This window comes from Halobacterium sp. NMX12-1 (genome assembly GCF_040435975.1).
GTDB lineage: Archaea > Halobacteriota > Halobacteria > Halobacteriales > Halobacteriaceae > Halobacterium > Halobacterium hubeiense.
Genome location: NZ_CP159204.1, coordinates 1,165,036 through 1,177,391 on the forward strand (window position 1 = coordinate 1,165,036; position 12,356 = coordinate 1,177,391).

Sequence of the window (12,356 nt, forward strand, 5' to 3'; positions counted from 1 at the left end):
TACGTGAAGCGAGTATGACAGACAGCGAGCCGGAGTCGTTCCGGTACGAGGGCGAGGTGCCACCCGGGGAGAAGCGCCACGTGCGCTACGAAATCGGGGAGACGTACCTCGGCGACCCCGTGGAGATGCCGGTGACGATACTCAACGGCGAGGCCGGCGGACCGACCGTGGGGCTGGTCGCTGGCATCCACGGGGACGAACTGAACGGCGTGAAAGTGCTCCAGGAGGTCGCCGCCGAGTACGGCCCCAGCGACCTCCACGGAACGCTGGTCTGCCTGCACGTCGTCAACGTCCCGGGGTACCTCGCCCAGCAGCGCGACATCCCCATCTACGACCAGGACCTCAATCGCTCGTTTCCCGGGCGGGAGCGCGCGAACACCGCCGAGCGGATGGCCCACGAGGTCTACCGGCGGTTCGTCAGTCAGTGCGACCTCGTCGTGGACTTCCACACCTCGACGCGGAACCGGACGACGATGTACCACGTGCGGGCTGACACCTCGAATCCGGACGTCGAGCGCCTCGCGGCGGCGTTCGGCGCGAACGTGATTCTCGCGGGCGCGGGCGACGACGGGTCGCTTCGTGGGACCGCTACTCGGGACGGAATCCCCACCATCACCGTGGAGATGGGGAAGGCTCACCGCTTCCAGCGCCCGCTCGTCGAGAAGGCGCTGGAAGGCGTGGAGAGCGTGCTCGCGGCGTACGACGCGCTCCCGGACGGCGAGGTCGCACAGCCGCGGTGGCAGGAGGTGCTCGGCGGCAACCAGGAGAAGCGGTGGCTTCGAGCCGATACGGGCGGCCTCGTGCAGATGGAATGGGGGCCGACGCCGCTGGTCCACGAGGGCGAGACCATCTGCACCATCAGCGACCACTTCAGCACCGAGGAGCACGTCGTCGAGGCGCCGTTCACGGGAATTCTCGTCGGGATACTGGAGAACCCCGTGGCGGCGCCCGGCCACCCGCTCTGTCACCTCGCGCGCATCGACGCCGACACGCACGCCGAAATCGAGCGCGAAATCGAGACCGGGGAGTTCGACGGCTACCGGCTGCTCGGCCTGCGGTGGATGGGCGACGGCGAGGAAGCCGAGTGACCCCAATTCCGCCCTCTCGCGGGCGTCAGGAACGTTCCCGCGTGTTTTTTACCTGCGACGCGACTTACGTCGAGTAACAGTGACCGCGGACGCCGACGCAGCTCCCTGCGGAGACGGGCGCCAGTTCGAGCACCGACGCCCCGCGCGCGTCCGCGAAACCACGGCGGCCGGACGGCCGCACCCACACACCGACCCTCTACGCCATGTCTGAGCACTACGACGTCGTCGTCGCCGGCGCCGGCCCGGCAGGAGCACAGTGCGCACGAGACCTCGCCCAGCGGAACTACGACGTCCTCGTCCTCGAAGCCGAACCCGAGGACGGGTTCCCGCGCCAGTCGAACAAGTCCACCGCGGGCACGTTCGCGTCGATGACCGGCGCGTTCGGGATTCCCGACGACGTCGTGATGCAGTACACCGATGAGGTCGTCCTCGAATCCCCGAACGAGCACTTCGTGCAGACCCAACCCGGCGCCGTTCTGGAGTTCGCGGAGTTCAAGCAGTGGCTCGTCGCGGAGGGCCGCGAGCACGGGGCCAAGTACCGCTTCGACGCGCGCGTGAACAACCCCATCATGGAGGACGGCGACATCGTCGGCGTGCAGTACGACGGCGACGAGGAAGTGTACGCGGACATCGTCGTGGACGCGACGGGGCCGGCGGCGCCGCTCGCGAAGAAGCTCGGCGTCTGCGACCTCCAGCGCCAACACCAGGCGGTCGGCATCGAGTGGGAGATGGAGGGTGTCGACGTCGATCACCCGGACTTCGCGGACCTCTCGAACGCGATGATGCTGCGCCTCGACCACGACGTCGTCCCCGGCGGCTACTCGTGGATCTTCCACACGGGCGAGGACACGGCGAAGGTCGGGCTCTGCTACATCCAGCACGAGCGCTACCAGCAGTACGGCGACACGTCGCGGAGCATCGACGAACACCTCGAAGCGTGGCTTGACGAGGACCCGCGCTTCGAGAACGCCGAACGCATCGCTGACAAGCAACAGCACCGCGGCTCCGCGCACATCCAGATGCCCGACAGCTTCAGCACGGACAACTTCATGGCCATCGGCGACACCGTCCCCACCATCGACCCGCTGTGGGGGGAGGGCATCCACAAGGGAATGGAGTCTGCGCGCGCCGCCGCCATCACCGCGGACCGCTGCCTGATGGGGACGGAGACTGACACGTCCGCCGACGCGATGTCGATTTACGACGACCTCTGGAAGAGCCGGGTCGCCCCCGACATGCGCCGCCGGCTCGCGATGACCCAGCTCCTCTATCTCGCGCCGAACGACCGCTACGACCGCCTCATGGACGACCTCAACGCGATGGACGTGGAGACGCTCAGCGAGGCCAACGAGGGCGGACTGCGCGGGATCTCGAAGCTCGTTCACTTCGACGACCTCCCGCTGCTCGCGCGGTTCGCGAAGCAGCGCCTCGCGGAACGATAGCCCGCGGGCGCCGCCGCCTCCCCAAGCACTAACCCCGCGGCGGCCCTGCATTCGGACATGTCTCAGAACGAGCAGCGACGCGCACCGCTGGCGAACGAGATGCCGATGCTCGGGCTCGGCACGTGGCAGAACGACGACCCCGAGCAGTGCGTCGAGAGCGTCCGCACCGCGCTCGAAGCGGGCTACCGCCACATCGACACCGCGCAGGCGTACGGCAACGAGGAGGCCGTCGGTCGCGGCATCGCCGAGGCCGACGTCGACCGCGAGGACGTCTTCCTCGCGACGAAGGTGTGGATCGAGAACCTCGCGCACGACGACGTGATTTCGACGACCGAGGAGAGCCTGGAGAAGCTCGGCGTGGACGCCGTGGACCTCCTGTACGTCCACTGGCCGGCCGGCGAGTACGACGCCGAGGAGACGCTGTCGGCGCTCCAGCAGCTCAAAGACGACGGCCTCACCGACCGCATCGGCGTGAGCAACTTCGAGCCGCGGCACCTCGACGAGGCCCGCGACATCCTCGGCGAGGACCCGTTCGCGAACCAGGTCGAACTCCACCCCCTGCTCCCCCAGGAGGAGCTCCGGGAGTACGCCGAGGGTCGGGACCTCGAACTCGTCGCGTACTCGCCGCTCGCGCGCGGCGAGGTCTTCGACCAGCCCGAGATTCAGGCCGTCGCCGACAAGCACGGCGTCAGCGAGGCGCAGGTCAGCCTCGCGTGGGTTCGCGAGAAGGGCGTCACCGCCATCCCGAAGGCCACCAGCGAGGCCCACATCGCGGACAACTTCGAGAGCCTCGACGTCGACCTTGACGACGAAGACGTCGAGAAAATCGACGGCATCGACGCCCGCGAGCGCGAAGTCGACCCCGGCTTCGCCCCGTGGAACTGACGACGTAGCCGCTCCGCTATCGGATTCTTCTTTCGCCGATACCGCGAGAAGTCGTAGCAGCGAGCATCGGCGAGCGGAGCGAGCCGTGAGCAGCGAGCGCGGGCGCCGAGGACCCCCGGAGCGGGGTCCGACGGCGCTTTTTAGCGTAGCTTTTTGCCAGCGAGCGAGGGCGCGTCAGCGCCCGAGCGAGCGCAGCAAAAAGGTACTACATGTACCCGAGGTCGCGGAGGCGCTCCATGAGGTCTTCTTTGTCCTGGGCGCGGCCGGCGCGCTCGGTCGTGTTCGCCAAGTCCTGGAGCCACGCGGGCTCCTCGGAGGCCTTGTCCGTGGAGATTTCGCTGCCGAGCGAGCGGAAGCCCTTGAAGTACTTGGGGGAGACGGGGATGTCCTCGTGGGTGAGGCCGTTGGGGAGGTCGTCGTAGTCCTGGGGGACGTAGCCGTCGTCGGGGAACTCCTTGACGGTTTCGGGGACGACGTAGAACCAGAAGGCGTCCCAGACGGCGGCCTCGTCGAACTGGAGAATCGGCTGGATGCGGTCGTGGGGCGGGTAGACGTCGGGGTCGTGGCGGGGGCTGAAGAACGTCTCGTCGGCGCGGGCTTCCTGCTCGTCCCAGCGAATGCCGCTAAGAATGCCGTCGACGTCGTGTTCTTCGAGGGCGTTGTTGAGCGCGACGGTCTTCAGGAGGTGGTTGCCGACGTAGGTGTCCAGCAGGAACGGGAAGGTGTCCTCCTCGTACTCGAGGAGGTCGCGGACGTGGTGCTGGTTCTGTTCGTTGAGGGCGTCGATGGGGATGTCGTCGCCGGGGTCGAGGCCGTTTTCGTCGACGTAGTCGCCGACGTCCTCGTTGCGGGCGTAGATGACGTCGAGGTCCCACTCCTCGGCCCATGTATCGACGAAGTCGTGGAGTTCGTCGAAGTGCTGGAAGTGGTCGATGAAGATGGTTGGCGGCACCTCAAGGTCAAATCGGTCAGCGACCTCCTTGACGAAGTAGAGGGTGAGCGTGGAGTCCTTGCCGCCGGTCCACATGATGGCGGGGTTCTCGTACGCTTCGAGGCCCTCGCGGGTGACTTCGATGGCCTTCTCGATTTTGTCTTCGAGCGTCGGGTAGTCCTCGGGGGACTCGCCTTCGCCGTCGGTGTAGTCGACGTCGAGGTAGTCGGGGAATTCCTCGCTCATACGCTCGGAATCGACGTTGTAACGTATATGCTTGTGGTTCCCGATTGGCGGTGTCAGTGCTCGTGAACCGCGGCAGAACTTACGGACCGGGCGTGGGCGCGGACTTCTGGAGCGCGGTCTCGGCGATGTTGCCGCCGTAGTCGGCGCTCCGCGACAGGGAGTCGACGACGAGGCCGAGGTGCTGAGCGTGCTGGGGGTCGAGGTCGTGGAGGAGGTCGTCGATGGCGCGCGTGTGCTCGTCGATGCCGCGGACGTCCGCGCGTGCCTCGTTGGCGAGCCGGGTCGCTTCCTCCGGGTCGTCGGTAAACAGTGCCTCCATCGCGGTGCCGACGATGTCGGTGGCGTCGGCTTCGAGGTCGCCGAGCGCGTCCGCGACTTCCCCGGGGACGTCGTCGTCGAGGTCGCGGGTGACGTTGGCGATTTTCGCGGCGTGGTCGGCGACGCGTTCGAGCTGGCGGGCGCTGGAGTGGTAGTCGAAGGCGGTCTCGCGGCCGAGCCCGATCTCCTGGGCGACCTTCGGGGAGCGCAGCGCGCCGCGGAAGATGCGGGAGACGACGTACCAGAGGCGGTCGACGTCGTCGTCGCGCTCGATGACGTCGGTGGCGATGTCGAGGTCGCGGTCGCCGAGCGCGTCGACGGCGTCGCCGAGCATCGACGTGGAGATGAGGTGCATCCGACGGACGGCGTTGTGAATAGAGAGTTCCGAGGAGTCTAGCAGGTCCTGAATGACGACGCGGTTGCCGGTCTCTTCGAGTACTTCGAGGCCGACCAGTCCCTGCGTGGCGTTGCGGATGACGCGGCGCTGGTCGGCGGTGATGCGGTCGGCTTCCAGCGCGAGCACGTCGAAGCCGCTGACGTACATCGTCATCACCGCGCGCATGAGTTCGTCGCCCTCCATCCCGGAGATGTCAAGCGTCCCCTCCTCGGTCTCCGTGGGGGAGACCGGCGTCAACAAAAGCGACCCGCTGTCGGGGTGGAAGCCGACTTCGTCGCCGGCCTCGACGTCGTGGTCTCGCGCCCAGTCTTTCGGAATCGAGACGGTGAACGTCGATCCGCCCGTGACTTGGACCTTCCTGCGTTCCATACTTCGCGGTTGAGAGTGTACCAATATAAATTCTTCCACCCATATATATTTCTTATACCGTGTCGTGAGGCGTCCGGAAGTGCCGATATAGCGACGTATACTCGCTTCCTACCCAGTATTCGGTCTCGAATGACCACCGCGAAGTACCCGTGGCAACGTCTACATAGGTATATCTATATAGATAACATAGTAGGGTATTTATCTACTTCTCCCTCACCATCAGTTGATGGCTCACAATGAGTCGGCTGTTCGTACGCGTCGTCAATTCCTGACCGGTGTCGGTGTCGTCGGAGCCGCAGCCCTCGCCGGCTGTCAGAGCACCGGCGACGGCGGTTCCGGCGACGGGCTCTCGGGCTCTATCGACATCGCGGGGAGTTCGACGGTCTTCCCGCTCGCGACGACGATGTCCGAGGCGTTCCGCGGCGACGACTTCGGCGAACCCCACTCCAACGTCGACTTCAACATGCAGTCGACGGGCTCCGGCGGCGGGTTCGCGAACCACTTCTGTCCGGGCAGCACGGACTTCAACAACGCCTCCCGGCCCATCCGGGAGCAGGAACGCCAGCAGTGCGCCGACAACGACGTCGAACCCGTCGAGCTGACCGTCGCGACGGACGCGCTCACCGTCATCATCAACAACGACCTCGACATCGACAGCATCACCGTCGAGGAGCTGGCGACCATCTGGTCCGCCGACGAGCAGCCCGAACTGTGGAGCGACGTCAACTCCGACTGGCCCGACGAACCCCTCGAACTGTACGGCCCGTCGGACGCTTCGGGCACCTACGACTACTTCATCGAGTCCGTCCTCCACAGCGGCGACGAGGAACGTAGCCACCGCCAGGACTACTCGGGCACCGAGCAGGACCGCACCATCATTCAGGGCGTCGAGGGCTCCCAGTACGCGATGGGCTACATGGGGTACGCGTACTACTCCACGAACAAGGACCGCGTGAAGGCGCTCGCTATCGACGACGGCGACGGCGAACCCGTCGAACCGAGCCTCGAAACCGCGCGCACCGGCGAGTACCAGCCGCTGTCGCGGCCGCTGTTCACGTACCCCGCGAAGTCCTCGCTGGCCGAGGAGCACGTCGCGGAGTTCGCGCGCTTCTGGCTGGAGAACTCCACCAGCGAGCAGCTCGTCGCCGAGGAGGTCGGCTACGTCCCGCTCGACGAGGAGACCCAGCAGGAACAGCTCGACGTCCTCGAGACCGCAATCGAGGAAGCGCAGAGTTAACCGCCCACACGGCCGAACAAAGAGCTTATAGGTTCACGATGACCGGAACAAATTAATGAGCGGCGACAGCCTGGCGGACGACCTCACTCGTCGGACCCAGAACGCGCCACCGGAGTTACTCTCGCGGACGTTCTTCTTCGTGTGTGCCGCGCTCTCGATAGCCACGACCATCGGCCTCATCGTCCTGTTGACGACGGAGGCCGCGAAGTTCTTCACGTTCTCCGCGCCGCTGGTCGGCGTGGAGGGCGAGACCGCGACTGTCGTCGAGTTCCTCACTGGCACAGAGTGGCAACCGACCAGCGGACAGTTCGGCGTGCTCGCGCTCGTGACGGCGACGCTGATGGTGATGATCGGCTCCTCGCTCATCGCGTTGCCGCTGGGCGTCGGCACCGCCATCTACCTCAGCGAGTACGCCACCCCGCGCGTGCGTTCGATACTCAAGCCCGGACTGGAGATTCTCGCGGGCATCCCGACGGTCGTCTACGGCTTCTTCGCCATCATCTACATCACGCCGATGCTCCAGCCGTTCGTCCCCGGGCTCGGGACGTTCAACATGCTGTCGGCGTGCATCGTCGTCGGCATCATGATCATCCCGATGGTCGCGTCCATCAGCGAGGACGCGATGTCCGCCGTCCCCGAGGAGCTGCGACAGGCCGGCTACGGGATGGGCGCGACGAAGTTCGAGGTCTCGACGGGCATCGTCGTGCCGTCGGCGCTGTCGGGCATCTTCTCGTCGTTCATCCTCGCGCTCTCGCGGGCCATCGGCGAGACGATGGCGGTCACCATCGCGGCCGGTTCGACCGCGCAGTTCCTCAACCCCCTGAACCCCGCCACGTACACCGAGCGCGCGCTCCCGATGACCGCCGCGATGATCAAGCTCATCGGGGGCGACGTCACGGGCGGCGGCATCGCGTACCGGAGCGTGTTCGCCATCGGCATCACCCTGTTCGTCATCACGCTCGCCATGAACGTCATCAGCGACTACGTCGCACAGCGCTACCGGGAGGAGTACTGAGATGGCCACGAACAACGAACTCGAGGGGTTCGGGCGCGTCAGCCGGACGGCGGGCACGCTGTTCCGCTACCTGCTGTTGGCGGCGACGCTGTTCGGCCTCGTCTTCGTCACGATACTGCTGGTGTACGTCGCCAACGACGCCATCCAGCCGCTGACCGCCGACCCCGGCTGGCACCTGACGTTCCTCCTCACGCTCGTGTTACCGACGCTGGCGGCCGGCGCGTACGCCTACCGGCGCGGCGTCGAAGCGCTGCGCACGGGCGTGTTCACCATCGGCTTCGTCGTCGTCGCGCTGATGTTCAGCGGCGGCGCGGCGATGATATTCGTGGACATCGTCGAGCCGTTGACGTGGCTGGCGTTCCTGCTCGCGCTGGCGGTCCCGACCGCGGTCACGATGGCGGTCGTCAGCTACGACCACCGCATCTCGTTCGTCGCGCAGTTCGTCGTCACGGTCGCCGCGTTCTACCTCTCGCTGTTCGGCGTGCCCGGCCCGCTGGGCTCGCTGGCGGGCGCCTCGACGGTCGTGCCGGGCCTGTTCGGGTTCGTCTCGGGGCTGCCGTTCGCACCGGCGCCGTGGCTGATGATGGCCGTGACGCTCGGCCCGCCCGTCGCGTACGTCGGGAGCCGGTACGTCGCCGCCGACCGCGACCGACGCGCGCACGTGCTGGTCGGTGCGGCCGTATTCGCGGTCGTGCTCGCCGGCGGCGCGCTCGCGCCGTTCCTCGGCGTCGACCCCGTTCCGGGCGTCGTCGTCGCGGCGGTCGGCCTCGTGCCGCCGCTGGTCTACGCGGTCGGCACCGCCGCGAACCGCCCCACCGAACGCGTCGGCCTGCTCGTCCCTTCGACCGTCGTGGTCGGCTCGCTCGTCGGCGCCGCGGCCGCCGACGCCGCCGGGTTCGCCGGCCCGCAGTCGTGGGTCGACTGGGCGTTCCTCACGGGCGCGCACAGCAGCACCGCCGCGGACGCCGGCTTCTACCCCGCCATCGGGGGGTCGATTCTGCTAATGCTGACCGTCGCCGTGCTCGCGTTCCCCGTCGGCATCGGCGCCGCCGTCTACCTCGAAGAGTACGCGCCGGACAACCGGTTCACGCGCGTCATCGACGTGAACATCTCGAACCTCGCGGGCGTCCCGTCGGTCGTCTACGGCCTGCTCGGGCTCGGGCTGTTCGTCACGTACCTGAACCAGCCCCCGGGCACGGTGCTGCTCGGCGGCGCGACCCTCGGCCTGCTCATCCTCCCCATCGTCATCATCTCCGCGCGGGAGGCCATCCGCGCGGTGCCCGAGGAGACCCGGGCGGCGTCGTACGGGATGGGCGCGACGAAGTGGCAGACCGTCAAGAACGTCGTGCTGCCGCGGTCGTTCTCCGGCATCCTCACCGGGACGATTCTCGCGCTCGGCCGCGCCATCGGCGAGACCGCGCCGCTCATCATGATCGGCGCGCCGAACGTCAAGTACTCGCTGCCCGCCGGGCTCTCGGAGGCCGCCAGCGCGATGCCGCTGCAGGTGTACGCGTGGTCGAGCCTCTACGCCGGCGACGACTTCTACCAGAAGGCGGTCCCGGCTGGCGTCGTGGTGCTCGTCGCCATCCTGCTGGCGATGAACTCCATCGCCATCGTCCTGCGGAACAAGTACCAGTCCACGGAGTAACCATGAGTGACAACACACCACAGACCGACGAATCGGCCCGCGGGGAGACCGCCGACCCGACGAACGACGACATGCTCGTGGAGACGAACGTCGCGAGCGCGACGTCCGACTCGACGGCGGGCGCGACCCCCGACCCCATCATCCGCTCGCGGGACCTCGACGTCTTCTACGGCGAGGAACAGGCGCTGGACAGCATCGACATCGACATCCCGGAGAACCGCGTCACCGCCATCATCGGGCCGTCGGGCTGCGGGAAGTCGACGTTCCTGCGCTGCATCAACCGGATGAACGACCGCATCGACGTCTGCCGCGTGGACGGCGACCTCACGCTGCGCGGGAAGAACGTCTACGACCCCGACGTGGACCCGGTGGCGCTCCGGCGGAAGGTCGGGATGGTGTTCCAGGAGCCCAACCCGTTCCCGAAGAGCATCTACGACAACGTCGCCTACGGCCTCGAAATCCAGGACGTCGAGGGCGACTACGACGAGATCGTCGAGCAGTCGCTGAAGCGAGCGGCGCTGTGGGACGAGGTCAGCCACCAGCTCGACAGCTCCGGGCTCGCGCTCTCGGGCGGCCAGCAACAGCGGCTCTGCATCGCGCGCGCCATCGCGCCCGACCCCGAGGTCCTGCTGATGGACGAGCCGGCGTCGGCGCTGGACCCGGTCGCGACCAGCCAGGTCGAGGACTTAATCGAGGAGCTCGCCGAAGACTACACGGTCGTCATCGTCACGCACAACATGCAGCAGGCCGCCCGCATCTCGGACAAGACGGCGGTGTTCCTCACGGGTGGGGAGCTCGTCGAGTTCGGTGACACCGACCAAATCTTCGAGAACCCCGAGCACAAGCGGGTCGAAGATTACATTACGGGCAAGTTCGGGTAACAACCATGCCACGCGAGAGCTACCAAGAGAAACTGGACGCGCTCCGCAACGACGTCCTCTACATGAGCGAAGTGGTCGTCGACCGCCTGCGGCTGGCGCTGGAAGCGATGGAGCAGAAAGACGAGGAGACCGCCTGGGAGGTCATCGAGGGCGACGACGAGGTCAACGAGCTCTACCTCGACCTCGAGGAGGAGTGCATCGACCTGCTCGCGCTCCAGCAGCCCGTCGCCGGCGACCTCCGGCTCATCGCGTCGTCGTTCAAGATCACGACCGACCTCGAACGCGTCGGCGACCTCGCGACGAACCTCGCGGAGTACACCCTCGACGCCGACCGCGACATGTTCCCCGAGGTCGACATCCAGGCCATCGGCGCCACCACCATCGAGATGGTCGAGGACGCGATGGACGCGTACGCCGAGGCGGACGTCGAGGCCTGCTACGACATCGCCGAGCGCGACGACGACCTCGACGAGCGCTGCCGGCAGGCCTCCGAGACGGTGATGCGGGACCTCATCGAGACCGAAATCGACACCGAGTCCAGCGAGTCGGACGTCGAAGCGCTGATGAACGACGTCTCGCGGATGCTGCTGACGGTGCGGGACCTGGAGCGCGTCGGCGACCATGCGGTCAACGTCGCCGCGCGCACCGTCTACATGGTCGAGAAGGACGACGAGCTCATCTACTGACGCGACCCAATCCTTTTGCGCGTGCTCGGGCTACAGCGGCGCATGGACGCCCGCCCCGAGTTCGACGCGTACGTCGGCAGCGACGGGGTGACCCTCGACACGCGGGACGTCGCGCTGCTGCGCGCCATCGACGACGAGGGCTCGCTGAGCAGCGCCGCCGAGTCGCTGGGGCGCTCGTACGCGCACGCCCAGCGCCGCGTCGTCGAACTCGAAGACGCGTTCGGCTCGCTGGTGGAGCGCCAGCGCGGCGGCACCGACGGCGGCGGCAGCGAACTCACGGAGGCCGCCACCGAACTGCTCGCGACGTTCGAGCGCGTGCAGACGAGCTTCGAGGGCGTCACGGAGGTCGCGGAGACCGTGCTCTCGGGGACGGTCGTCGAGCGCGACGGCGAACTCGCGACCGTCGAGACGGACGCGGGGCGCGTGCGCGCGCTCGTCCCGGAGGGCGACGGCGACGTCTCCCTCACGCTGCGCGCGGACGCCGTTACCCTCACCGACCCCGCGGACGCGCCGACGCCCGAGCACACGAGCGCGCGGAACCGCTTCTCCGGGGCCGTCACGAGCGTCGAGACCGGGGAGCGCGTCGCGCGCGTCGCCGTTGACGTCGGCGCGGACGACCCGGTACTCGCGCTCGTCACCGAGGACAGCCGCCAGCGGCTCGCCCTCGAACCGGGTCGCGACGTCGTCGTCTCCTTCAAGGCCACCGCGACCCGCGGCGTCCCCATCGAGTGACGGAGCCGCCGCTGCGCGGCGAGCGTCGAAGAAAACTGCCTAGGTGCGGCTCAGAACGGGGATTCGACGCCGTCGTCGGGGCTCGTCGCCGCGGCGTCCTCCTCCACGTCGGCCTCGTCGGCGTTCAGTTCGTCCGCGAGCTCGCCGCGCTCCTCGAGTTCGGCGAGAATGTCGCTGCCGCCCACGAACTCCCCGTCCACGAACGTCTGCGGGATAGTCTCCCAGCCGCTGCGCTCTTCGAGCGCGACGCGGAACTCGTCGAGGCTCTGGAGCGCGTCCACCGTGTGCACGTCCGGTCGGTACTGCGAAATCAGGTTGATTGCGCGCTTCGAGAACCCGCACTGGGGCATCCGCGCGTCCCCCTTCATGAACAGCACCACGTCGTTGTTCTCGATTGCCTCGGCGACGATTTCGTCGACCGCCTCCTGCTCCATCGCGGAGTCCATCGGGTCGAAAGCCATACTCGTCTTACGGCGAGGAC

12 protein-coding genes are annotated in these 12,356 nt (G+C 67.3%); 9 read left to right on the forward strand and 3 right to left on the reverse strand.

Going from position 1 to position 12,356, the window contains the following annotated elements; all coding sequences use genetic code 11:
* Nucleotides 1-14: 14 nt before the first annotated feature.
* The 3 genes from ABSL23_RS07605 to ABSL23_RS07615 all read left to right on the forward strand — a co-directional run bounded on the left by ABSL23_RS07605 (nucleotide 15) and on the right by ABSL23_RS07615 (nucleotide 3,415).
* Nucleotides 15-1,088 (forward strand): succinylglutamate desuccinylase/aspartoacylase family protein, encoded by a 1,074-nt coding sequence (locus ABSL23_RS07605; protein WP_353635253.1) that lies wholly within the window; start codon nucleotides 15-17, stop codon nucleotides 1,086-1,088.
* A 203-nt stretch (nucleotides 1,089-1,291) separates the two neighbouring features.
* Nucleotides 1,292-2,530, forward strand: coding sequence for a digeranylgeranylglycerophospholipid reductase (locus ABSL23_RS07610; RefSeq protein ID WP_353635254.1), 1,239 nt, complete (start codon nucleotides 1,292-1,294; stop codon nucleotides 2,528-2,530).
* 57 nt (nucleotides 2,531-2,587) lie between these two features.
* Complete coding sequence (locus ABSL23_RS07615) at nucleotides 2,588-3,415, forward strand: aldo/keto reductase (protein WP_353635255.1); 828 nt, start codon at nucleotides 2,588-2,590, stop codon at nucleotides 3,413-3,415.
* A 205-nt stretch (nucleotides 3,416-3,620) separates the two neighbouring features.
* Here ABSL23_RS07615 and ABSL23_RS07620 read toward each other — a convergent pair whose 3' ends face one another.
* Both ABSL23_RS07620 and ABSL23_RS07625 read right to left on the reverse strand, forming a co-directional pair.
* Nucleotides 3,621-4,592 (reverse strand): phosphoadenosine phosphosulfate reductase family protein, encoded by a 972-nt coding sequence (locus ABSL23_RS07620; protein ID WP_353635256.1) that lies wholly within the window; start codon nucleotides 4,590-4,592, stop codon nucleotides 3,621-3,623.
* A gap of 79 nt (nucleotides 4,593-4,671) precedes the next feature.
* Nucleotides 4,672-5,676 carry a phosphate uptake regulator PhoU gene (locus tag ABSL23_RS07625; protein ID WP_353635257.1) on the reverse strand — a complete coding sequence of 335 codons (1,005 nt, stop codon included), beginning with the start codon at nucleotides 5,674-5,676 and terminating at the stop codon, nucleotides 4,672-4,674.
* 226 nt (nucleotides 5,677-5,902) lie between these two features.
* On the opposite strand from ABSL23_RS07625, the gene ABSL23_RS07630 reads away from it, so the two are divergent.
* From ABSL23_RS07630 to ABSL23_RS07655, 6 genes are read left to right on the forward strand one after another with little or no spacing between them, the layout of a single operon-like run.
* Nucleotides 5,903-6,913: a phosphate ABC transporter substrate-binding protein PstS family protein gene (locus tag ABSL23_RS07630; RefSeq protein WP_353635258.1), complete on the forward strand. Its 1,011-nt coding sequence runs from the start codon at nucleotides 5,903-5,905 to the stop codon at nucleotides 6,911-6,913.
* Nucleotides 6,914-6,968: 55 nt separating this feature from the next.
* Complete coding sequence (gene pstC / locus ABSL23_RS07635; protein ID WP_059055939.1) at nucleotides 6,969-7,928, forward strand: phosphate ABC transporter permease subunit PstC; 960 nt, start codon at nucleotides 6,969-6,971, stop codon at nucleotides 7,926-7,928.
* Nucleotide 7,929: 1 nt separating this feature from the next.
* Nucleotides 7,930-9,576 (forward strand): phosphate ABC transporter permease PstA, encoded by a 1,647-nt coding sequence (gene pstA / locus ABSL23_RS07640; RefSeq protein ID WP_353635259.1) that lies wholly within the window; start codon nucleotides 7,930-7,932, stop codon nucleotides 9,574-9,576.
* A 2-nt stretch (nucleotides 9,577-9,578) separates the two neighbouring features.
* Nucleotides 9,579-10,457: a phosphate ABC transporter ATP-binding protein PstB gene (pstB, locus tag ABSL23_RS07645; RefSeq protein ID WP_353635260.1), complete on the forward strand. Its 879-nt coding sequence runs from the start codon at nucleotides 9,579-9,581 to the stop codon at nucleotides 10,455-10,457.
* Between the two features lie 5 nt (nucleotides 10,458-10,462).
* The gene (phoU, locus tag ABSL23_RS07650; RefSeq protein WP_353635261.1) at nucleotides 10,463-11,143 is read left to right on the forward strand and encodes a phosphate signaling complex protein PhoU; all 681 of its coding nucleotides are present in this window, start codon (nucleotides 10,463-10,465) and stop codon (nucleotides 11,141-11,143) included.
* Between the two features lie 42 nt (nucleotides 11,144-11,185).
* Nucleotides 11,186-11,875 (forward strand): TOBE domain-containing protein, encoded by a 690-nt coding sequence (locus ABSL23_RS07655; protein WP_353635262.1) that lies wholly within the window; start codon nucleotides 11,186-11,188, stop codon nucleotides 11,873-11,875.
* Nucleotides 11,876-11,925: 50 nt separating this feature from the next.
* On the opposite strand, the gene ABSL23_RS07660 is transcribed toward ABSL23_RS07655, so the two are convergent.
* Nucleotides 11,926-12,336: a glutaredoxin domain-containing protein gene (locus ABSL23_RS07660; protein WP_059055949.1), complete on the reverse strand. Its 411-nt coding sequence runs from the start codon at nucleotides 12,334-12,336 to the stop codon at nucleotides 11,926-11,928.
* Nucleotides 12,337-12,356 lie beyond the last annotated feature (20 nt).

Bases quoted from the DNA above. Each gene is read 5' to 3' on its own strand.
- ABSL23_RS07605 (WP_353635253.1), top strand. From the start codon at position 15: ATGACAGACAGCGAGCCGGAGTCGTTCCGGTACGAGGGCGAGGTGCCA.
- ABSL23_RS07610 (WP_353635254.1), top strand. From the start codon at position 1,292: ATGTCTGAGCACTACGACGTCGTCGTCGCCGGCGCCGGCCCGGCAGGA.
- ABSL23_RS07615 (WP_353635255.1), top strand. From the start codon at position 2,588: ATGTCTCAGAACGAGCAGCGACGCGCACCGCTGGCGAACGAGATGCCG.
- ABSL23_RS07620 (WP_353635256.1), bottom strand. From the start codon at position 4,592: ATGAGCGAGGAATTCCCCGACTACCTCGACGTCGACTACACCGACGGC.
- ABSL23_RS07625 (WP_353635257.1), bottom strand. From the start codon at position 5,676: ATGGAACGCAGGAAGGTCCAAGTCACGGGCGGATCGACGTTCACCGTC.
- ABSL23_RS07630 (WP_353635258.1), top strand. From the start codon at position 5,903: ATGGCTCACAATGAGTCGGCTGTTCGTACGCGTCGTCAATTCCTGACC.
- pstC (WP_059055939.1), top strand. From the start codon at position 6,969: ATGAGCGGCGACAGCCTGGCGGACGACCTCACTCGTCGGACCCAGAAC.
- pstA (WP_353635259.1), top strand. From the start codon at position 7,930: ATGGCCACGAACAACGAACTCGAGGGGTTCGGGCGCGTCAGCCGGACG.
- pstB (WP_353635260.1), top strand. From the start codon at position 9,579: ATGAGTGACAACACACCACAGACCGACGAATCGGCCCGCGGGGAGACC.
- phoU (WP_353635261.1), top strand. From the start codon at position 10,463: ATGCCACGCGAGAGCTACCAAGAGAAACTGGACGCGCTCCGCAACGAC.
- ABSL23_RS07655 (WP_353635262.1), top strand. From the start codon at position 11,186: ATGGACGCCCGCCCCGAGTTCGACGCGTACGTCGGCAGCGACGGGGTG.
- ABSL23_RS07660 (WP_059055949.1), bottom strand. From the start codon at position 12,336: ATGGCTTTCGACCCGATGGACTCCGCGATGGAGCAGGAGGCGGTCGAC.